Source organism: Streptomyces sp. NTD107, assembly GCF_059510435.1.
The window spans coordinates 1-19,796 of record NZ_JCAJZV010000010.1 but is presented as its reverse complement, the minus strand read 5'-3'; the positions used below and the strand labels follow the sequence as shown (position 1 = coordinate 19,796).

The following is a 19,796-nucleotide window of genomic DNA, read 5'->3' as shown; positions in this document are numbered from 1 at the left end:
ACCGTGAGCGACGAAGCCGAACACGTAGACAGCTATCTTCGGTTCCCGCATCTGAACGGTGCCCTGGTGTGCTTCACCGCCGAGGACGACCTCTGGCTCGCCCCGCTGCCCGCACCCGGCCACCGCACCGACCGCGCCTGGCGGCTGACCGTGGACCGTACCCGGCTCGGCACCCCGCGCTTCTCACCGGACGGCACCCGGATCGCCTTCACCACCTGGCGCTCCCTGGACCCGGAGATCTACCTGGCCCCGGTGACGGGCGGCCCGGCCCGCCGGCTGACGTACTGGGGATCCTCCGACACCCGGGTCTGCGGCTGGACCCCCGGCGACTCCCCGCACGAGCCGCGCATCCTCGCGGTCGGCTCGCACGATCAGCCGTTCTCCCACTTCACCTGGGCGTACCAGGTGCCGCTGGACGGCGGCCCCGGCGAGCGGCTGCCGTGGGGCCCGGTCGCCGACATCGCGGTCTCCGGCTGCGGCGGGGAGCGGCGCACCCTGCTGCTGACCGGCAAGGCGCCGCACGAGCCGGCCGCCTGGAAGCGCTACCGGGGCGGCGCCACCGGGCAGCTGTGGCTGCACGGCGAGCGGCTGCTCCCCGACCTGGCCGGGCATGTCGAATGCCCGATGTTCGTCGGTGACCGGATCGCCTTTCTCTCCGACCACGAAGGGGTCGGGAATCTCTACTCCTGCCGGCCCGACGGCGGCGACCTGCGCCGGCACACCGATCACGACGCGTTCTACGCCCGGCACGCCGCCACCGACGGCGAGCGGGTCATCTACAGCTGCGCCGGGCAGCTGTGGATCGCTGAGGACCTCACCGACCCGGCCGCCGTACCGCGCCGCCTGGACATCCGCCTCGGCGGCCCGCGCGCCGGGCGCCGCCGCTACCAGGTGCCCACCGGCAGCCACATCGACTCCCTCGCCGTGGACACCACCGGGCGGGCCTCGGCCGTGTGCGTACGCGGCGGCCTCTACTGGCTCACCCACCGCGACGGCCCGGCCCGGGTGATCGCCGCCACCCCCGGGGTACGGGTCAGGCTGCCCGAGATGCTGGGCGACACCGGCCGCATCGCCTACATCACCGACGCGGACGGCGCCGACGCCATCGAGATCGCCTATCTGCCGCGCGCCAGCGGCGGCCGGGATCCGCGCCGGCTGCGTACCGGGGAGCTGGGCCGGGTGCTGGAGCTGATCGCCGCCCCGGACGGCAAGACCCTCGCGGTGGCCTGCCACGACGGCCGGCTGCTGGTGGTCGCCGTCCCCGAGGCCGAGGAGGAGCCGGACGACACCGCGCCGCTGGAGCTGATCCGCTCCATCAACGGCCCGGTCCGCGATCTGTCCTTCTCCCCCGACTCCCGCTGGCTGGCCTGGGCGCACCCCGGGATCGGCCGCTCCCTCTCGCAGATCAAGATCGCCCGCTGGGCGGAGGCCGAGCGCACCGTCCTCGATGTCACCGACGGCCGCTTCGAGGACGAGGAGCCGGTCTTCACCAGCGACGGCCGCTTCCTGGCCTTCCTCTCCTGGCGCGGCTTCGACCCGGTGTACGACGTGCACAGCGGCGATCTGTCCTTCCCGCTCGGGTCGCGCCCGTATCTGGTGCCGCTGTCCTCGGCGACCCGCTCGCCGTTCGCGATCACCCCGGAGGGGCGGCCGGCGGCCGGCGGCCTGGACCCGGACGAGACCAGCAGCGCGACCGGGGCGGACGGCTCGGTGCGGGTGGAGGCGGAGGGGCTTGCCAGCCGGGTGGTGCCGTTCCCGGTGTCCGCCTCGAAGTACTCGGCGCTGTGCCCGGTCAGCGGCGGCGGCCTGGTGTGGCTGCGCTGGCCGATCTCGGGCGCGCTGGGCGAGACCTTCCTCAACCCGGCCGACACCTCGGGCAAGCCGACGCTGGAGCACTTCGACCCGGTGAAGGCCAAGCGCACCGAGCTGACCGACGACGTGGACTGGTTCGCGCTGAGCGCCGACGGCACCCGGATGGTGGTGTGCGAGGACGACGAACTGCGCGCCATCCCGGCCACCGAGCCGGGCGACGGGGACTCCATGGTGCAGCTGGATCTGCGCCGGATCGTGCACGAGGCGGATCCGGCGGCGGAGTGGCGGCAGGCGTACGCGGAGGCGGGCCGGATCGTACGGGCCTACTTCTGGGAGCCGGACATGTGCGGCATCGACTGGGACGCAGTGCTGGCGCAGTACCGGCCGCTGGTGGAGCGGGTGGCGACGCCGGACGAGTTCGCGGATCTGCTGCGCGAGGTGATGGGCGAGCTGGGCACCTCGCACGCCTATGTGACGGGTGCGCGGCGCAGCGAGGGGCCGCGGCACTATCAGCGGGCGCAGGGGCTGCTGGGGGCGGATTTCACCCGGTCCAAGGAGGGTGAGTGGCTGCTGGCGCGGATTCTGCCGGGTGAGTCCTCGGATCCGAAGGCGCGGTCGCCGCTGGCGGGCACCGGGGTACGGGAGGGGGCGGCGCTCACCCATGTGGACGGGCGTCCCGTCGATCCGGTGGCGGGCCCGTATCCGCTGCTGGCGGCGACCGGCGGGACCTCGGTGGAACTCACGTTCACGGAGGAGGGCGGGGCGGGGGCGCGCCGGGTGGCGGTGGTGCCGCTGATCCATGACCGGCCGCTGCGGTATCAGGACTGGGTGGCGCGGCGGCGGGCGGTGGTACGGCGGCTGAGCGGCGGGAAGTGCGGCTATGTGCACATCCCGGACATGGGGGGTTCGGGCTGGGCGCAGTTCAACCGGGATCTGCGGCGGGAGTTCGCGTATCCGGCGCTGATCGTGGATGTCCGGGGCAACGCGGGCGGTCATATCAGCGAGCTGGTGGTGGAGAAGCTGACCCGGACGATCGTGGGCTGGGACCTGACGCGTAACGCGCAGCCCGTCTCGTACGCCTCGGACGCGCCGCGCGGTCCGGTGGTGGCGCTGGCGGACGAGGCGACCTCCTCGGACGGTGACATGATCACGGCGGTGTTCCGGTTGCAGGGGGTCGGCCCGGTGGTGGGCAGCCGCACCTGGGGCGGGGTGGTCGGCATCACCGGGCGGCACCGGCTGGGCGACGGCTCGGTGATCACGGTGCCGATGAACGCGGCGTGGTTCGAGGGCTATGGGTGGGGCGTGGAGAACTGGGGCGTGGCGCCGGACATCCCCTCCGGGCGGACCCCGCTGGACTGGGCGGAGGGCCGGTACGGGGTGCTGGATGTGGCGGTGCGCACCGCGCTGGATCTGCTGGAGCGGCATCCGCCGCTGGCGCCGCCGGACTACCGGGAGGTGCCGGACCGGCGGCGGCCGGTGCTGCCGCCGCGGGCTGCCGGGATGCCGGATTAGACCGTTCGTGGGACGGTGGATAAAAGGGATGCGACGGACATTTCTTACTGCCGACTCTGCGAAGGAGCACCGATGGGTATCGGAGACCAGTTCAAGGACAAGGCGCAGGAGCTCCAGCAGCGCGCCAAGGACGCCATGGACAAGGACAAGAACAAGAACCAGAACTCGGACGACAACCAGCCCGAGCGCGGTCAGCAGCAGGGCTCCGAGCAGGACCAGCAGGGCTACCAGGACGATCGGGACGACACCTGACCGTCCCGCGCCCTTCCGTGCGCCGTGCCCTCCACCCTCCGGTGGGGGGCACGTGCGGTGGCGGACCCCGGCCCCACGCGCCACCGTGGAACCATGACCGGCACCCGCGATGAGCCGCTGACCTCGCTCGATGTGCGCTACAGCAGCCCCGGGGCGCGCGCCATGCCCTGGGCCGAAGCCTGGACGATGCTGGAACGGGCCGAGCTGTACTGGCTCTCGACGGTACGGCCCGACCACCGCCCGCACGTCACCCCGGTGCTGGCCGTCGCCCACGCCGGCGCGCTGTACTTCACCACCGGCGAGCAGGAGCGCAAGAGCCGCAACCTCGCCGCCAACCCGGCCTGTGCGCTGACCACCGGCCGCAACTCCGTCGAGGAGGGCACCGACCTGGTGGTCGAGGGGCGCGCCGAGCGGATCACCGGCGACGCGCTGCTCCAGGCCGTCGCCGACGCGTACCTGGCCAAGTACGGAGGCGGCTGGCGGCTCACCGTGCGGGACGGATTCCTGGTGCTGCCGAACGAGGGGCCCCGGGCGGCGGCCTACGAGGTACGCCCCGCCACCGCCTTCGGCTTCCGCAAGGGCGTCTACGGTCAGACCCGCTGGCGCTTCTGAGCGTCCCCGTTCCCATCCCCGTCCCGGGCCGCGGCCCGCAGCAGCTCCGCCGTCTCCGCGTGCCCGCCGGCCTCCGCCCACTCCAGCGGGGTGTGCCCGGTGCCGCCGTCCTCGCGCAGCGCCGGATCGGCGCCGCCCGCCAGCAGGACGCGCACCGCGTCCGTATGACCCCAGCAGGCCGCCGCGCACAGCGGAGTGCCCTCGTCGCCGTGCCCGCTCTCCGCGTCCGGGTCGGCCCCGGCCGCCAGCAGCACGGCGGCGGTGTCCGCCGCGCCCTGCACCGACGCCACGTACAAGGGAGTGCTGCCCTCCGCGTTGGCCCGGGACGGGGACGCGCCGCCCCGCAGCAGCCGCGCGGCGTCGGCGGCCGTACCGAACCAGGCCGCGCGCACCAGCGCGGCGGTCAGCTTCTTCGCCCGGCGGTTGTTCATCCGGCCCTCAGCCCCTGACGCCCTCGAAGTCGCTGCCGACCGTGAGCGTGAGCACCCCGGGCAGATCGTCCGTGGTCTGCCGGGTCTCGGCGCCCGGCACCCGGGAGCCCAGCACCTCGGCGTGGCCCTCCAGGCCCTCCGGGTAGCTGATGGTGGTGGTGTCCGTGTTGACCTCGGCGTTGCCGGTCGACACCACCTGGAAGCCCAGATTGCGCAGCCGGTCGGCGACCTCGCCGGCCTGGCCGGGGGTGCCCGTACCGTTCAGCACCCGGACCCGGACCTCGGACGGCGACGGCGCGGACTCGGCGGCCCGCTCCAGCTGCTCCTTGGTGATCTCCTCGTCCTTGGCGAGCGAGGTGAACAGCAGCTCGGTGGCCGGGTAGTCCCACACCACATTGGCCTTGTCGGTGGGGACATCCAGCTCACGCGGGTAGTTGGGCACCGTGATGAAGGTGAGCTTGTCCTTCGGCACCCCCTGGAGCTCGGTGGCCAGGCCGTACAGCGCGTCCAGGCTCGCCAGATCCGGGTCGGTGGTCAGCGACTTGGTGACCGCGTCCATGAACCCGTACAGCGAGGTGGGGCTGGTCAGCTTGGACTGCGCCTTCTCCGCCAGCGCGGTCATGAAGTCCTGCTGGCGTTCGATCCGGCCGATGTCGCTGCCGTCGCCCATGCTGTAGCGGGCCCGGACGAAGCCGAGCGCGTCCTCGCCCTCCAGCGTCTGGCAGCCGGCGTCCAGCTTGACGTGCGCCTTCTTGTCGTCCATCGGCTCGTCCAGGCACATGTCCACCCCGCCCAGGGCGTCGACCATGTCCTTGAAGCCGAGGAAGTCGAGAGAGACGAAGTTCTCGATCCGCAGCCCGGTGTTCTGCTCCAGGGTGCGGATGGTGCAGGCCGCCGCGCCGCCCGCGTCGCCGTTGATGCCGCCGAGCGCGAACGACTCGTTGATCTTGGCGTGGTGCGGCTCGGACATCACCCCGTCGCCCATGTCGCAGGCCGGGATCTCCACCCACGAGTCGCGCGGGATGGACACCACGGTGGCCCACTCCCGGTTCTCCGCGATGTGCAGGATCATCAGGGTGTCCGAGCGCATGCCCTCGACCGCGCCGTAGTCGTCCATGCCCTCGCGGGTGTCGGAGCCGGCCACCAGGATGGTCTTGGCGCCGGGGCTGAGGTCCTCGGGCCGGTCATCGCCCAGCTTGTCGTCGATCTTCGCCGAGGTGATGTTGCCGTTGAGCTTCTGATATATCCAGTACACGCCGCCGGCGCCGGCCAGGATCACGAAGGCGAGCACGGCCGCGGTCCACAGCAGGACGCGTTTGCCGCGCTTGCGCCCGCCCGACTTGGCGTCCGTGCCGCGCTTGCGTCGCGACGGAGTCGGTGCGTTCTTCGAGCGATGTGAGCCGGCCACGCTGCTCCCCCGTTACGACGTTACGCGCGTCAAGAGTCGTTCGATCCGACGCCCTGGGACGGACACCAGTTCCCCGATTGCGCAAACTCTAAAGTATGGAAATGGCGCTCCGGTAACGCGCCCTGGTGAAGCACAGTGCTCCGGCGTACAGCACGAGCACACCCCCCAGCAGCGGATAGTACGCCGGGGGCAGGGTCGCGGTCAGCCCCAGGGCCGGGGCGAGCGGGGACAGCGGCAGCAGCAGGCCGATCGCGGTCAGCCCGGCGATGGCCAGGGCGATGGGGGCGGGCAGCCGGCGCGCCGAGCCGGGCCGCAGCAGCCAGATGACCAGCGCCTGGGTGAGCAGATTCTCGGTGAACCAGCCCGCGTGGAAGACCGCGTGGGTGTCGAGCCCGGCGGCCGATGGCCTGCTCAGCAGCCAGCCGAGCGCGGCGAAGGTGGCCAGGTCGGCGGCGGCGTTCAGGGCGCCGAAGCGCAGCACGAAGGCGGCGAAGGCACGCGGGCGCAGCCCGGTGGGGCGGGAGCGGGCCGCGCCGGTACCGGCCGCGCCACGGGGCCCGGCCCGGTCGAAGGCGAAGGCCAGCTGGGCGGCGTCGAAACACAGATTCTGGGCCAGCACCTGGAGCGGCAGCATCGGCAGGAACGGCAGCAGCAGCCCGGCCACCAGCATCGCGATGACATTGCCGAGGTTGGAGGAGAGCACCACCCGCAGATAGGTGGTGATGTTGCGGGTGGTGTCCCGGCCGCAGGACACCGCGCGGTCGATCGCGGTGAGATCCTTGCCCGCGAGCACCACATCGGCGCTCTCCCGGGTCACCTCGGCCGCGCCGAGCGGGCAGATACCGACATCGGCGGCGCGCAGGGCGGGCAGATCGTTGACCCCGTCGCCCAGGAAGCCGGTGGGGCGCCCGGCGGCGCGCAGCACCTCCACGACGCGTGCCTTGTGGGCGGGGGTGCAGCGGGCGAAAACGGTACGGGCGCCGGCGAGTGCGGCCAGTTCGGCGTCGTCGAGGGTGTCGGTGTGGGCGCCGGTGACCACGGCGTCCGGCGGGCCCGGGTCCAGTCCGAGATCGCGGCAGGCGCGGGCGGCGGTGGCCGGGTGGTCGCCGGTGAGCACCTTGACGGCCACCCCGTGCCGGGCGAGCGCGGCCAGCGCCTCGGCGGCGCCCGGGGCCAGCTCGTCGCGCAGGGCGACAAAGCCCAGCAGGGTCAGCTCGCGCTCGGACGCGGTCGCGATCGCGGTGCGGGCGGCGGTACGGCCGGGGCGGCGGGCGATGGCGACGGCGAGCAGCCGCAGCCCGGCGGCGGCCTGGCGGTCGGCGAGCGCGAGCACCTCGGCCCGGCGTATCTCGTCCAGCGCGCGCTCCTCCCCCGCCCCCGTACGCAGGCGCGTGCAGCAGGGCAGCACATCCTCCACCGCGCCCTTCACGACCACGGTGTGGGTGCCGGGCCGGTCCGGCTCGCGGACCACGGCGGTGGCCCGGCGGCGTACCGGGTCGAAGGGCAGTGCCGCGATCCCGGTCAGCCGGCCGGGATCGCCCGCCCGCAGGATGGCCTCGTCCAGCGGGTCGGGGGCGGGCAGTTCGGCCAGCTGGAGCGTCCAGTGGGCGTTGACGGCGGCCCAGCGCAGCACCTCGGGGTCGGGGCGGCCCAGGGCGTCCAGCGCGCGCTCCAGCACCGGACGGTCCCGGGTGAGGGTGCCCGTCTTGTCGGTGCACAGCACCTCGATGGCGCCCAGGTCGTGCAGCGCGGGCAGCCGGCGGACCATCACCGAGCGCTCCCGGGCAAGCCGCACCGCGCCCCGGGCCAGCGACACGTTCACCACCACCGGCAGCATCTCGGGGGTGAGCGCCACGGCGACGGCCACCGCGAGCGGCACGGTGTCCAGGGCCGGGCCACGCAGCACGGTGTGCGCGGCCAGCACCAGCCCGGCGGCGCACAGCATCAGCCGGATCAGGGTCCAGGAGACACCGCCCATCGCCTGGTGGAAGGCGGTGCCGGCGGCGCGGCCCGGGACGGTACGGGACTGCTGGGCGCCGAAGGTGGCCGCACCGGTGGCGACCACCACCCCCGTACCGCTGCCGGTGGCCACGCTGCCGCCCTGGAGGCACAGTTGCGGCTGCTGGGGCAGCTCCCCCGGCGGCGGGGTGTCCACGGCGGTCCGGGGGACGGGGGTCGATTCGCCGGTGAGGGCGGGCTGGTGCACGGTCAGTCCGGTGGCGCGCAGCAGCCGGATGTCGGCGGGCACCACGTCGCCGGGCGCCAGCAGCACCACGTCGCCGGGCACGAGCTGGTCCACGGGCAGTTCGCGGACCCGCGGGGCGGCGGTGGGGGTGGGGCGGCGGCGTACGGTCGCGGTGGCGGCGGTCAGTTCGCGCAGTGCGGCGGCGGCGCGGTCGGCGCGGTGTTCGCCGGCGGCGCGCAGCGCGCAGCTGATGACCACCAGCACGGTGATGACGGCGGCGGTCGCCCAGGCGGAGACCCCGGCGGAGACCACGCCGAGGACGAGCAGCACGGCGCTGAACGGGTCGCGCAGGGTGCGGGCGAAGCGCCGGACGGTGCCGGGCGGGCGGGCGGCGGGGGGCGCGTTCTCGCCGTACCGCTCCAGGCGGTGCTGGGCCTGCGGTTCGTCGAGGCCGCGCGGTGAGGTGTCCAGGGCGCGCAGGACTTCGAGGGTGGTGAGCCGGCCGAGGGCGGCGGGGTCGGGGGCTCCCGGGGGTGCGGCGAGGTGGTGGTGCGGGGGCGCGGCGGGGCGCGCGGACGCTTCAGATGCCCAGGCCATGCGCGCGCCGGGGCGCCGGGGGGACGGCGGTCCGGCCACTCCTGCCGTTCCGGCCGCCGGTGCGGTCGGCGAGCTGGCCGACCATCAGCCGTACCACGGTGACCACATCGGGATCGTCCACCAGATAGACCACCCGGCGGCCCTCGCGCCGGGACCGCACCAGGCCGGCCAGCTTGAGCTTGGCCAGATGCTGGCTGACGGCCGGGAGGGTCCCGCCGACGCGTTCGGCGAGGCCGCTGACGTCGCTCTCGCCCTCGGCGAGCGCCCACACGATGTGCAGCCGGGCGGTGGAGGCCAGCAGCCCGAAGGCGGCGGCGGCCTCCGTCAGCAGCTCGGCGGACGGATCCCGCTCACCCTGCCCCGCCGCCCCCGCCGCTGTGCCCACCACGAACCTTCCGCCATCGGAACGCCTCCAAAGGCATCAGTCTATGGTCAAGGAGGTCAGCCCCCGAAGACCGTTGCGCAGCACGTCGGGTTGAAGATCGGGGGTGATCAGGGCGCGCTGGGTGAGGAAGCCCTGGGCGCAGGCGGCGATGGTGCGGGCCACATGCCCGGCGGGGATGTCGTCGCGCATGAGCCCCTGCTTCTGGTAGCCCTCGACGATGGCGGTCCAGGAGCCGATCACCGCGTTGATGCCGCGGTGGAGGATGGCGGCGAGTTCGGGGTTGCGCAGGGTCTCGGCCCAGACCTGGATGATCAGGGACGGCGGTACGTCGAGGGTGGCCAGTACCCCTTCCAGGGTGTCGGCGAGCGTGTCGCCGGGGTGGGCGGGGTGTTCGGGGTGGGCGGCGGCGCGGGCGAAGGCGCCGCCGACCCGTTCCAGGACCTCCAGGGCGAGCGCGCCGATGATCGCGTCCTTGGAGGGGAAGTAGCGGTAGACCGCCCCGGCGGAGAGCTCGGTCTCCTTGAGCACGTCCTGCATGGACGTGGCGTGGAAGCCGTCGCGCGCGAAGCAGCGCGCGGCGCCCTCCATGATCTGCCGGCGGCGGGCATCGAGATGTTCCTGGGAGACACGGGCCACGGGGTGGAGCCTAAAACGAACGTTCCTTCTTGACAAGGGGCGATCCCCGGTCGTAAAACGAATGCTCATTCTCTTTAGAAGCCGGAGCACCGACCATGCCGCCCTCCCAGACCCGGAAGCTGATCACCGTCGTGGTGGCGCTGCCGCTCGCCATCACCTTCGTCCTGTGGGCCTTCGCCTGGCCCGCCGCCAGAACCGCCCCCAACGACCTGCCGCTCGGCGTGGCGGGACCCGCCGAGGCGACCGCCCCCGTGGTGGCCGGACTCGAAGCCCGCGACGGGGCGTTCGACGTCCACCGCTACCCGGACGCCGAAGCCGCCACCGCCGCGATCCACGACCGGGACATCTACGGCGCGCTGGTGCTGGACCCCGACGGCGCCCAGCTGCTGACCGCGACCGCCGCCGGACCCAGCGTCGCGCTGCTGCTGGAGCAGGTCGCCGCCCAGGGGCTGCCCGAGGGCACCGCACTGACCGTCACCGATGTCGTACCGGCCCCGGCCGCCGACCCGCGCGGCGCCGTCTTCGGCGTCAGCGTGCTGCCCATGGCGATGGCCGGCATCGCGCTGGGCGCCCTCGTCACCCTGCTGCGCCTGCGCGGCCGGTACGCGCCGGCCGCGCTGATCGGTACGGCCGCCCTCATCGGCGTGGCCGGGGCACTGATCGGGCACAGCTGGCTGGGCGCCCTGACCGGCGACTGGTGGACGGTGGCCGGGGCGCTGGGCCTGATGGCGCTGGCCGGCGGGGCGACGGTGGCCGGGTTCGCGGCGCTGCTCGGGCCGCGCGGCATCGGGCTGGGCGCGCTGCTGTTGATGCTGCTGGGCAACCCCTGGTCGGGCGCCACCTCGGCACCGGAGATGCTGCCGAGCCCGGTCGGCACGCTGGGCCAGCTGCTGCCCACCGGTTCCGGGGCGACCCTGCTGCGCGACGTGTCCTTCTTCGACGGCGCGGGGGCGACGTACCCCCTGGTGGTGCTCACCGCCTGGAGCCTGGCCGGGCTGACCACGGTCGCCGTGGCCCACGCCCGCCGCCGCCCGCCCGTCCCCGAGCCGGCCGGCCCGCCCGCCGCCCCGAGCCCGGCGATGGCGGCCTGACTCAGCCCAGCGGCTTGGTGTAGCAGCGGCTGGTGTCGTACGTGCGGTAGTAGCCGAACTTGGCCTCGTCCGGGACCGCCGCGTAGCCGCTGGACTCGTACAGGCGGATCGCCTCGGGCTGCTTGGTGCCGGTCTCCAGCACCATCCGGTGCCGGCCGGCGGCGCGGGCGGTCTCCTCCAGGTGGGCCAGAATCCGCCGGGAGAAGCCGTGCCCGCGGGCCTCGGGGATGATGTACATCCGCTTGATCTCGGCGTCGCCGAGGGCGTAGCCCTCGGCGAGCGAGTCCTCGTCGTGGGAGCGCCAGCCGCCGGTGCCGACGACGGTGCCGTCGGTGTCGTACGCCAGGACGTACAGGCCGGCCGGCGGGTCGAACATCTCGGGGGCGAGCGGGGTGAGATCGCCGTCGTCCCCGTAGCGTTCGGCGTACTCCGCCTGGACCCGGTCGTTGAGCTTCCGGGCATCGGGGTGGTCGAACCGGACCGTCACCAGCTTCATGCAGTTCATCGTACAAACCGGGGGTGTTGCGACGGCACCGCACCGGGGAACCACTCCCCTACGGGCACCACCACGACATGAGAACCGGGGAGTGGGCATGGCGGAGCGCGAAACGGGCACGGTGAAGGGGCGGAACGCCGCCGGGCAGTGGCTGATCGGCCCCGAGCGGGACGGCGCCGACATCGCCGTGGACCCCGCGGCGCCGGCGGATCTCGGCCTGGGAACGCTCCGGGCCGGGCAGCAGGTGAGCTATCTCACCCGGGAGGGCATAGGGCCTGTCTGATGGATCCCGCCTGGCCCGCACCGCCTGGCACGGCACCTCGCTGCGTTGTCGAGACGCCCAAGTAGCCCACTACGAGGACGCCCCTCCGCCTTGCGATGCACCGCACCAGACGCCGCGGGCCCAACCGGCGCTATCCATCAGACAGGCCCAAGCCGTTGACCTGCGGCTGGAGGCCGGGAGCAGCGGCGCGGGCGACGACGGCGCGGTGCGGTCGCTCGCGGCGGGCGACAAGAAGGTGGACCACATCAAGTAGGGCGATTGATCACACTCTGGGCAGTTATCCCCCGGCTGATGCGGTGCGGTAGGTTCGCGCGGAATCCGCGTATCCCCGTACAACGGCATCAGCCGGGAGGACACTCACCGTGCAGCACACCGTCACCACGGTCAACGTCAACGGCTTGCGGGCCGCCGCCGCCAAGGGCTACCGGGAGTGGCTGGCCACCACCGAGGCCGATGTGGTCTGCCTCCAGGAGGTGCGCGCCGAGCGGGCGCAGCTGTCCGAGGAGGTACGGGAGCCGGCCGGCTGGCACGCCTTCTGGGCGCCGGCCGCCGCCAAGGGCCGGGCGGGGGTGGCGCTGCTCACCCGGCGCGAGCCGGACGCGGTGCGCACCGGGTTCGGCGTCGCGGAGTTCGACGACTCCGGGCGCTATCTGGAAGCCGACCTGCCGGGCCTGACCGTCGCCAGCCTCTATCTGCCCTCCGGCGAGGTGGGCACCGAACGGCAGGAGGAGAAGGAGCGGTTCATGGCGGCGTTCCTGCCGTATCTGATCGGGCTGCGGCGGCGCGCCGCCGAGCAGGGGCGCGAGGTGCTGGTGTGCGGCGACTGGAACATCGCCCACCAGGAGGCCGATCTCAAGAACTGGCGCGCCAACCGCAAGAACTCCGGCTTCCTTCCGGAGGAACGCGCCTGGCTCTCCCGGGTGTTCGCGGCCGGCGAGGGCGGCTACACCGATGTGGTGCGGGCGCAGCATCCCGGGCAGGAGGGCCCGTACTCCTGGTGGTCCTACCGGGGCCGGGCCTTCGACAACGACGCGGGCTGGCGGATCGATCTGCTCGCCGCGACTGCGGGGCTGGCCGGGCGGTGCGTCAAGGCGTACGTGGAGCGGGCCGCCGAGCACGGGGCGCGCTGGTCGGACCACGCGCCGGTGACGGCGGTCTTCGAGGCGGCGACCGCGTAGCGGCGTACGACGATACGACCGTTTGTTTCTGTCTGTTACTGGGTGCACCGCCGCTCCTGGGCCCCGTGGCGGATCATCGCAGCGATACGTTTGCTACCCCTCTCAACTGGCATTTCTGTCCGAACTGTTGACCTCTCCCAGCAATCGCTCTACCTTCCGTGAATCGTTTGAATCTGTTGGTTCCGTTGGGCAGATCGCTCTGAGCTGAGGGAGTGTTCGATGACGAGCACCGTCGAGCAGGCCGGCGGTTCCCCCGCCCCGTCCGCCGACCCGCCCGATCCGCCACCACCCGGCGGCCCCGGCACCGGCGGACGGGAGCCGCGCGCCGCCCGCTGGCGACGGCAACTGCGCGGCCAGCGCACCCTGCTGCTGCTCGCCGTCCCCGGCATCGCGTACTTCGTGGTCTTCCACTACGCCGCCCTGTTCGGCAACGTCATCGCCTTCAAGGACTTCGTGCCCTTCCAGGGCCTGTGGGAGAGCCCCTGGGTCGGTCTGGACAACTTCCAGCGGATGTTCGAGGACGCCGCCTTCTGGCAGGCCGCCTGGAACACCCTGGCCCTCGCCGTACTCCAACTGGTGTTCTTCTTCCCGCTGCCGCTCGCCCTGGCGCTGCTGCTGCACAGCCTGGCGCGCGGCGGGGTCCGCAAGCTCATCCAGTCGGTCGTCTACCTGCCGCACTTCCTGTCCTGGGTCATCGTGGTGGCCCTGTTCCAGCAACTGCTGGGCCCGACCGGCATGTTCGGCGGCAATGTGGCCTTCGTGACGGACGTGCTGTCCAACCCCGACGCGTTCAAGCCGCTCATGGTCGTCCAGATCATCTGGAAGGACTGCGGCTGGGGCACGATCATCTTCCTGGCCGCGCTCAGCCAGGTGAACCAGGATCTGTACGAGTCGGCCGCCCTCGACGGGGCGGGCCCGCGCCGCCGCTTCTGGCACGTCACGCTGCCCGCGATCCGGCCCATCGTCATCCTGCTGCTGATCATGCGGCTCGGCGACATCCTCACCGTCGGCTTCGAACAGATCCTGCTGCAACGCGACGCGGTGGGCCCCGAGGCCGGCGAGGTGCTCGACACCTTCGTCTACTACCAGGGCGTGCTCGGCGCCGACTGGGGCTACTCGGCGGCGGCCGGCCTCTTCAAGGGCGTCGTCGGCGCCGCGCTGGTCTTCAGCGCCAACAAGATCGCGCACCGGCTGGGCGAGCAGGGGGTCTACAAGTGAGCCAGAACAGTCTGCTCGACCGCGTCGCGGGCCCCAAGGAGCACCGCCCGTCCTGGATGGAGAAGCCGCACCCGCTCACCCAGGCGGGCAAGGCGGTCTCGCTGGTCATCATCTGCGCGCTGATCTTCGTCCCCATCCTGGTGGTGGTCTCCACCTCGCTCGCCTCCCCGGCCGAGGTGACGGCCAACGGCGGCTGGGTGCTCTTCCCCACCGAGCCGACGCTCCAGGCGTACCAGGACATCCTCTCCGGCGGCACCATCACCCGCTCGCTGGTGGTGAGCGTGGGCATCACGGTGGTGGGCACGGCGGTCAGCCTGTTCGGCACCATCACCCTCGCCTATGTGCTCTCCCGCGAGCACTTCAGCCTGCGCAAGCCGCTGCTGCTGATGGTGCTGTTCACCTTCCTCTTCCCGCCCGGGATGCTGCCCGGCTACCTGGTGGTCAAGGGCCTGGGGCTGCTCGACTCGTACTGGTCACTGATCCTGCCGGTGGCCATCAACGTCTTCAATCTGGTCATCATGCGCGGCTTCTTCCAGGGGCTGCCGCAGGAGCTGTACGACGCCGCCCGCATCGACGGCGCCGGCGAACTCACCGTGCTGCTGCGCATCGTGCTGCCGCTGTCCAAGGCGGTGATCGCGGTGATCGGCCTCTTCTACGCGGTCGGCTACTGGAACAGCTTCTTCTCCGCGATCCTCTACCTCAACGACTCCTCGAAGTGGCCGCTCCAGGCGGTGCTCCAGACGGTGGTCACCAAGGGCGCCAACCTGGGCGGCAACACGACGGACGCCCTGTCCGACTCGGGCGCGATCGCGGCGCCGCAGACGTACCAGATGGCCACGGTGGTGGTCGCGGTGATCCCGATCCTGATCATCTACCCCTTCATCCAGAAGTACTTCACCAAGGGCGTGCTGACCGGCGCCATCAAGAGCTGACCCGGAGGCCGGACACCATGACCGCGAACCCGCCTGCCAAGGCCCCCTCCCGGCGCCGCTTCCTGCGCGCCTCCCTCGGCGCCTCCGCCGCGCTGGCCGCCGGGCCCGCGCTGGTGGGCTGCGCCACCTCCCAGGTGCGCAGCGCCCGCAACGCCGGGACCGAGCCCGTACCGTGGCCCGAGTACGTACCGGTGGCGGGGCCCAGCCCCGATCTGCCGCCCGATCCGCGCGGGGTGGACGCCGGATTCCTGCGCTATCCGGACCGGCTGGCGACCTCGGTGCCGGAGCGGCCGGGCGGCGGTGAGACGGTGACCGCGATGGTGGAGACGTACGAGGCGCCGCCGCGCGGGCCCGGCTCGAACCGCTACTGGGCGGCGCTGAACGAGGCGCTGGGCGTCAACTTGAAGCTGCAACTGGTCCCCAGCGGCAACCTCAGCGCGAAGCTCGCCACGATGATGGCCAGCGGCGACATGCCGGACCTGGTGATGGTGCGCAACTGGATCCCGCGGATCGCCGACTACGCGGCGAATGTGGCGGCGGACCTGAGCGAGCACCTGGCCGGCCCGGCGGTGCGCGACTACCCGAACCTGGCGAATCTGCCGACCTATGCCTGGCGGGACATGGGGCTGATGGGCGGCAGGATCCGGGGCGTCCCGATCACCCGGCCACGGACCGGTTCGGCGATCCTGTCCAACCAGGAGGAGATGACCCGGCTGGCGGAGGGCACGTACAACGACTGGACGGCGGAGGAGTTCACCGACACCCTCAAGCGGGCCACGGAGGGCAAGCGGTACGGCTTCGGGGTGGCGTCGGGCGGCTGGCTGTTCGGGGTGCCGCTGCTGGCGTCGTGGCACGGCGCGCCGAATCTGTACGGGCTGCGGGACGGGGAGTTCGTCAAGGCGGAGCTGACGGAGGAGTACCGGGCGGCGGTGGAGTTCGCGCGGCGGCTGCACCAGACGGAGAAGGTGTACTACCCGGGCACGGCCACCATGCCGACCGAGACGATGAAGTCGCTGTTCTTCAACGGGACGGTGCGCGCGCAGCTGGACAATCTGCCGGGGTACCAGGCGGCGAACATCGCCGTGGGGGACGCGTTCACGGTGGATCTGCTCCGCCCGCCGACCGGCCTGGGGGCCGGGGCTTCCTCGCACTTCAGCGGCGGGACGTACGGCTACACGCTGGTGAAGCCGGCCGCGCCGGAGCGGATCCGGCTGATGCTGCGGATCATGAACTATCTGGCGGCGCCGTTCGGGACCACGGAGTACGAGCGGACGTACTACGGGGTGGAGGGGCAGCACTTCGAGCGGGTGGACGGGGATCTGGAGCTGACGGAGCTGGCGAAGACGGAGAACCCGAGCACGGTGCCGGTGAAGTACATCACCGCGCCGCCGCCGGTGCACTTCTACCCGGGCAATCCGGACGCGGTGCGGCGGGTGCACGCCTTCCAGACGCAGGATGTGGAGACCGGGATCGCGCCGCTGACCAGTGGTCTGGTGGTGCGGGACTCGCTGCGCCCTTACACCAGGATGCGCAAAATGTGGGAGGACACGGTGATTTCGGTGGTGCAGGGGCACGACTCGATGAAGCGGTGGGACGACGCGGTGCGGACGTGGCGCACCCAGGGCGGGGACCGGGTGGACGCGGAGCTGGCTGAGGAGTACGCGGCCGTCAATCAGACATAGCGCTGACCACTCGTTGGGGTGATCCTGCTCCCGGATCACCCCAACTGCCTTCACTTTGGGTAACGTAATCCGTGCGAATAGAAACACACAGTCACCATTGGGGAGTGGCTGAACCGACGCACGGGGGGCGTGCCATGGGGACCGACGAACAGTCGAACGAGCCGCGGAACGAGCCGCGGAACGCGCCGGCCGACGAGCCGACGCTGCGGGACAGCACCAACATCCAGGGCGACATCCTGGCGGGCTTCAAGAAGGACCACACCCGGCTCCTGCTGCTGCGCTTCGGCGACCGCCGACAGGCGCGGCAGTGGCTGGGCCGGCTGCGCCACCGCATCGCCACCACCTCGGAAGTGGCCGCGTTCAACGCGGCCTTCAGCCGGGCCAGGCGCATCGCGGACGGGGCCGACCCGGCCGGCACGACGGCGGTGTGGCGGGGCGTGGGGCTCACCTACCCGGGGCTCGCCGAACTGATCGGCGGCGATCCGCTCACCGATGTGCCGGCCGGCAGCACCCAGGAGGCGCTGGCACAGGGCTGCGCGCGCCGCAAGGAACTGCTGGGCGACACGGGTGCGAGCGACCCGGCCCACTGGCTGTTCGGCGCCGGGCACCAGGAGCCGGTGCACGCCGTACTGACCCTGGCCGCCGACCGGCCGGGCGAACTGCGCGGCGCCGTGGAGGAGGAGCGCGCCGAGTGCGCGCGGCACAAGGTGCACCTCGTCTTCGAACAGCGCGGCGCCACCCTGCCGGGCGCGCGGCGCGGCCAGGAACACTTCGGCTTCCGGGACGGCATCAGCCAGCCGGGAGTACGGGGCTTCGATCCACCCGACCCGGCCGACCCGGTCCACCAGAAGGGCAAACCCGGCACCCGGATGATCGCGGCCGGCGAATTCCTGATCGGCCACGAACCCGACCACCGGGTGGCGACCTGGCTGCCCGGCTGGATGCGGGACGGCACCTTCCAGGTGATCCGCCGCCTCGCCCAGGACGTGGCCGGCTGGTGGACCCAGGCCGAGGAACAAGCACAAGCGCTACGCCGGTCCGGGGCCATCCCGCCCGGCGCCACCAGGGAATGGCTGGCCGCCCGGCTGATGGGCCGCTGGCCCTCCGGCACCCCCGTGTGCCACTCACCGGACCGCGACATCCCCCTCCCACCCTGCGCGGCGGCGACCAACGACATCTCGTTCGCGGACGACCTGGACGGCCGGATCACCCCGCTCTTCTCCCATCTGCGCAAGACCAACCCCAGGGACGGCCTCAAGGCCACCGAGAACGACAAGGAGCCGCTGGCCCAGCAGGGCATCCTGGACGGCCGCCGGGTGCTGCGCCGGGGCATCCCCTTCGGCCCGCCCTACGACCCGGGACAACCGGACGCCGCCCGGGGCCTGCTGTTCATCAGCTACCAGTCGGATCTCATCGCCCAGTTCGAGTTCATCCAGCGCACCTGGGTGGACGCCGGGAACTTCCCCGAACGGCACAGCCCCGTCGGCCGTGACCCGGTGATCGGCGGTGAGGGCCCGGCGTCCTTCCCGACCGGAGAGTCCGGCTTCCATCCCCTGGACTTCAGGAAGTTCGTCCGCACCGAGGGCGCCCTCTACACCTTCGTCCCCTCGCTCTCCGCCCTGAAATGGCTGGCGGAAGGGATCATTCCGGTGGGCGGCGGCCCACTGGAGGACCAGGTCTTCGCCCCTCCCCTCACCCTGCGGCGCGGCGAAGTGATCAGCTCGGGAAAGGCCCGCCTCCGCTTCCAGGAGAGTGGCGACCTCACCGTCCACGACGCACACGAAACCGAACGCTGGCGCTCCACCACCAACAGCGGAGCGGTGCTGGCCCAATTCAAACCGACAGGCGAACTGGCCCTGCTCACGGACGAGGGCGAGCCCGTATGGACCACCCCCACCACCGGCGAGCCGGGAGCCACCCTGACCGCCCGCACCACCGGCGACGTGGAAATCCGGTCAGCGGACGGAAGGCTCCTGTGGCACACCGACACGGCCCACTGAGGCCGGAGCAGATCAGCCCTGCTGGTAGACGTCGGCGATCAGCTCGTAGCTCCGCAGCCGGGCATCGGCGCCGTGCCCCATGGAGGTGAGCATGAGTTCATCGACCCCGGTGCGCTTGGCCAGCGCGTCCAGTCCGTCGCGTACCGTCTCGGGGGTCCCGTAGACCACATTGCTCAGCCACTCATCCACCACGCTCTGCTCCATCTCGCTGTACGGGTACGCCTCGGCCTCCTCCGGGCTGGGCACAAGACCCGGCCGGCCGGTGCGCAGCCGGACCATCGACAGCGCACCGGTCAGCACCTGCCGGTGGGCCTCGCGCGGATCCTCGGCGGCCAGGGCGTTGACCCCGATCAGGGAGTAGGGCTCGGACAGCACCTCGGAGGGGCGGAAGGAGTGCCGGTACAACTCAAGAGCGGGAAGCGTGTGAGCCGAGGAGAAATGGTGGGCGAACGCGAAGGGCAGCCCCAGCCGCCCGGCCAGCTGCGCGCTGAACCCGGAGGACCCCAGCAACCACACCGAGGGCCGGCGGTCGGACTGCGTCCCGCCCTGGACCCGCCCCTGAATGGGCCCCGGGACGGCATGAATCCGGGAGTAGGGGTGCTCCTGCGGGAAGTCGTCGTCGAGGAACCGCACCAGCTCGGCCAGCTGCTCAGGGAACTCATCCGCACCATCGGCACGGCCCCGGCGCAGCGCGGCGGCGGTGGCCTGATCGGTGCCGGGCGCCCGGCCAAGCCCCAGGTCCACCCGGCCGGGCGCCAGGGCCTCCAGGGTGCCGAACTGCTCGGCGATCACCAACGGCGCGTGGTTGGGCAGCATGACCCCGCCGGAGCCGAGCCGGATCCGCTCGGTGTGCGCGGCGAGATGGGCGAGGATCACGGCCGGCGCGGAGCTGGCGACGCCGGGCATCGAGTGGTGCTCGGCCACCCAGAACCGGTGGTACCCGCGCCGCTCGGTGAGCTTGGCCAGCTCCACGGAGGTGGCCAGTGCCTGCGTCGACGTCCGCCCGCTGCCCACGGTGGCCAGGTCCAGCACCGACAGCGGTACCGGGGCCGTTCCGAAGCTGCGTCCCCTGATGGCGTCCGACAC

The 19,796-nt window shown here is 72.4% G+C and carries 17 protein-coding genes; 10 read left to right on the top strand and 7 right to left on the bottom strand.

The window, feature by feature from the left end; genetic code table 11:
- The first annotated feature begins 3 nt into the window (after positions 1 to 3).
- The 3 genes from AC5WRL_RS19985 to AC5WRL_RS19975 all read left to right on the top strand — a co-directional run bounded on the left by AC5WRL_RS19985 (position 4) and on the right by AC5WRL_RS19975 (position 4,188).
- Positions 4 to 3,324, top strand: coding sequence for a S41 family peptidase (locus tag AC5WRL_RS19985; protein WP_496089983.1), 3,321 nt, complete (start codon positions 4 to 6; stop codon positions 3,322 to 3,324).
- Between the two features lie 72 nt (positions 3,325 to 3,396).
- Entirely contained in the window at positions 3,397 to 3,576 is a 180-nt protein-coding gene (locus AC5WRL_RS19980; RefSeq protein WP_496089982.1) for a hypothetical protein, read from the top strand.
- A 93-nt stretch (positions 3,577 to 3,669) separates the two neighbouring features.
- Entirely contained in the window at positions 3,670 to 4,188 is a 519-nt protein-coding gene (locus AC5WRL_RS19975) for a pyridoxamine 5'-phosphate oxidase family protein (RefSeq protein WP_496089981.1), read from the top strand.
- On the opposite strand, the gene AC5WRL_RS19970 is transcribed toward AC5WRL_RS19975, so the two are convergent.
- The 5 genes from AC5WRL_RS19970 to AC5WRL_RS19950 form a co-directional block, all read right to left on the bottom strand.
- Positions 4,167 to 4,619, bottom strand: a complete 453-nt coding sequence (locus tag AC5WRL_RS19970) for an ankyrin repeat domain-containing protein (RefSeq protein WP_496089980.1) — start codon at positions 4,617 to 4,619, stop codon at positions 4,167 to 4,169. The two genes, AC5WRL_RS19975 and AC5WRL_RS19970, sit on opposite strands and share 22 nt — an antisense overlap.
- Before the next feature lie 7 nt (positions 4,620 to 4,626).
- Positions 4,627 to 6,027 carry an LCP family protein gene (locus AC5WRL_RS19965; RefSeq protein WP_496089979.1) on the bottom strand — a complete coding sequence of 467 codons (1,401 nt, stop codon included), beginning with the start codon at positions 6,025 to 6,027 and terminating at the stop codon, positions 4,627 to 4,629.
- A gap of 88 nt (positions 6,028 to 6,115) precedes the next feature.
- Positions 6,116 to 8,809, bottom strand: coding sequence for a magnesium-translocating P-type ATPase (gene mgtA, locus AC5WRL_RS19960; protein ID WP_496089978.1), 2,694 nt, complete (start codon positions 8,807 to 8,809; stop codon positions 6,116 to 6,118).
- Positions 8,793 to 9,194 carry an ArsR/SmtB family transcription factor gene (locus AC5WRL_RS19955; protein WP_496090134.1) on the bottom strand — a complete coding sequence of 134 codons (402 nt, stop codon included), beginning with the start codon at positions 9,192 to 9,194 and terminating at the stop codon, positions 8,793 to 8,795. The genes mgtA and AC5WRL_RS19955 overlap by 17 nt, the downstream gene beginning before the upstream one ends.
- Positions 9,195 to 9,230: 36 nt before the next feature.
- Entirely contained in the window at positions 9,231 to 9,830 is a 600-nt protein-coding gene (locus tag AC5WRL_RS19950; protein ID WP_496089977.1) for a TetR/AcrR family transcriptional regulator, read from the bottom strand.
- A gap of 95 nt (positions 9,831 to 9,925) precedes the next feature.
- Between AC5WRL_RS19950 and AC5WRL_RS19945 the strand changes: the two genes are divergently transcribed.
- On the top strand, positions 9,926 to 10,921 hold the full coding sequence (locus AC5WRL_RS19945; protein ID WP_496089976.1) for an ABC transporter permease: 996 nt from the start codon (positions 9,926 to 9,928) through the stop codon (positions 10,919 to 10,921).
- Between the two features lies 1 nt (position 10,922).
- Here the strand turns inward: AC5WRL_RS19945 and AC5WRL_RS19940 are convergent, their stop codons facing one another.
- Positions 10,923 to 11,417, bottom strand: coding sequence for a GNAT family N-acetyltransferase (locus AC5WRL_RS19940; protein ID WP_496089975.1), 495 nt, complete (start codon positions 11,415 to 11,417; stop codon positions 10,923 to 10,925).
- A gap of 97 nt (positions 11,418 to 11,514) precedes the next feature.
- On the opposite strand from AC5WRL_RS19940, the gene AC5WRL_RS19935 reads away from it, so the two are divergent.
- The 6 genes from AC5WRL_RS19935 (at position 11,515) to AC5WRL_RS19910 (ending at position 18,710) form a co-directional block, all read left to right on the top strand.
- A complete protein-coding gene (locus AC5WRL_RS19935; protein ID WP_496089974.1) occupies positions 11,515 to 11,700 on the top strand; it encodes a hypothetical protein in 186 nt (61 codons plus the stop codon).
- A 362-nt stretch (positions 11,701 to 12,062) separates the two neighbouring features.
- A complete protein-coding gene (locus tag AC5WRL_RS19930; protein WP_496089973.1) occupies positions 12,063 to 12,878 on the top strand; it encodes an exodeoxyribonuclease III in 816 nt (271 codons plus the stop codon).
- Positions 12,879 to 13,097: 219 nt separating this feature from the next.
- Complete coding sequence (locus AC5WRL_RS19925) at positions 13,098 to 14,096, top strand: ABC transporter permease (RefSeq protein ID WP_496089972.1); 999 nt, start codon at positions 13,098 to 13,100, stop codon at positions 14,094 to 14,096.
- 56 nt (positions 14,097 to 14,152) lie between these two features.
- A complete protein-coding gene (locus AC5WRL_RS19920) occupies positions 14,153 to 15,028 on the top strand; it encodes a carbohydrate ABC transporter permease (RefSeq protein ID WP_496090133.1) in 876 nt (291 codons plus the stop codon).
- A 17-nt stretch (positions 15,029 to 15,045) separates the two neighbouring features.
- The gene (locus AC5WRL_RS19915) at positions 15,046 to 16,710 is read left to right on the top strand and encodes an extracellular solute-binding protein (protein WP_496089971.1); all 1,665 of its coding nucleotides are present in this window, start codon (positions 15,046 to 15,048) and stop codon (positions 16,708 to 16,710) included.
- Between the two features lie 134 nt (positions 16,711 to 16,844).
- Complete coding sequence (locus tag AC5WRL_RS19910; protein WP_496089970.1) at positions 16,845 to 18,710, top strand: Dyp-type peroxidase; 1,866 nt, start codon at positions 16,845 to 16,847, stop codon at positions 18,708 to 18,710.
- Positions 18,711 to 18,722: 12 nt separating this feature from the next.
- Here AC5WRL_RS19910 and AC5WRL_RS19905 read toward each other — a convergent pair whose 3' ends face one another.
- Positions 18,723 to 19,796 (bottom strand): LLM class flavin-dependent oxidoreductase, encoded by a 1,074-nt coding sequence (locus tag AC5WRL_RS19905; protein ID WP_496089969.1) that lies wholly within the window; start codon positions 19,794 to 19,796, stop codon positions 18,723 to 18,725.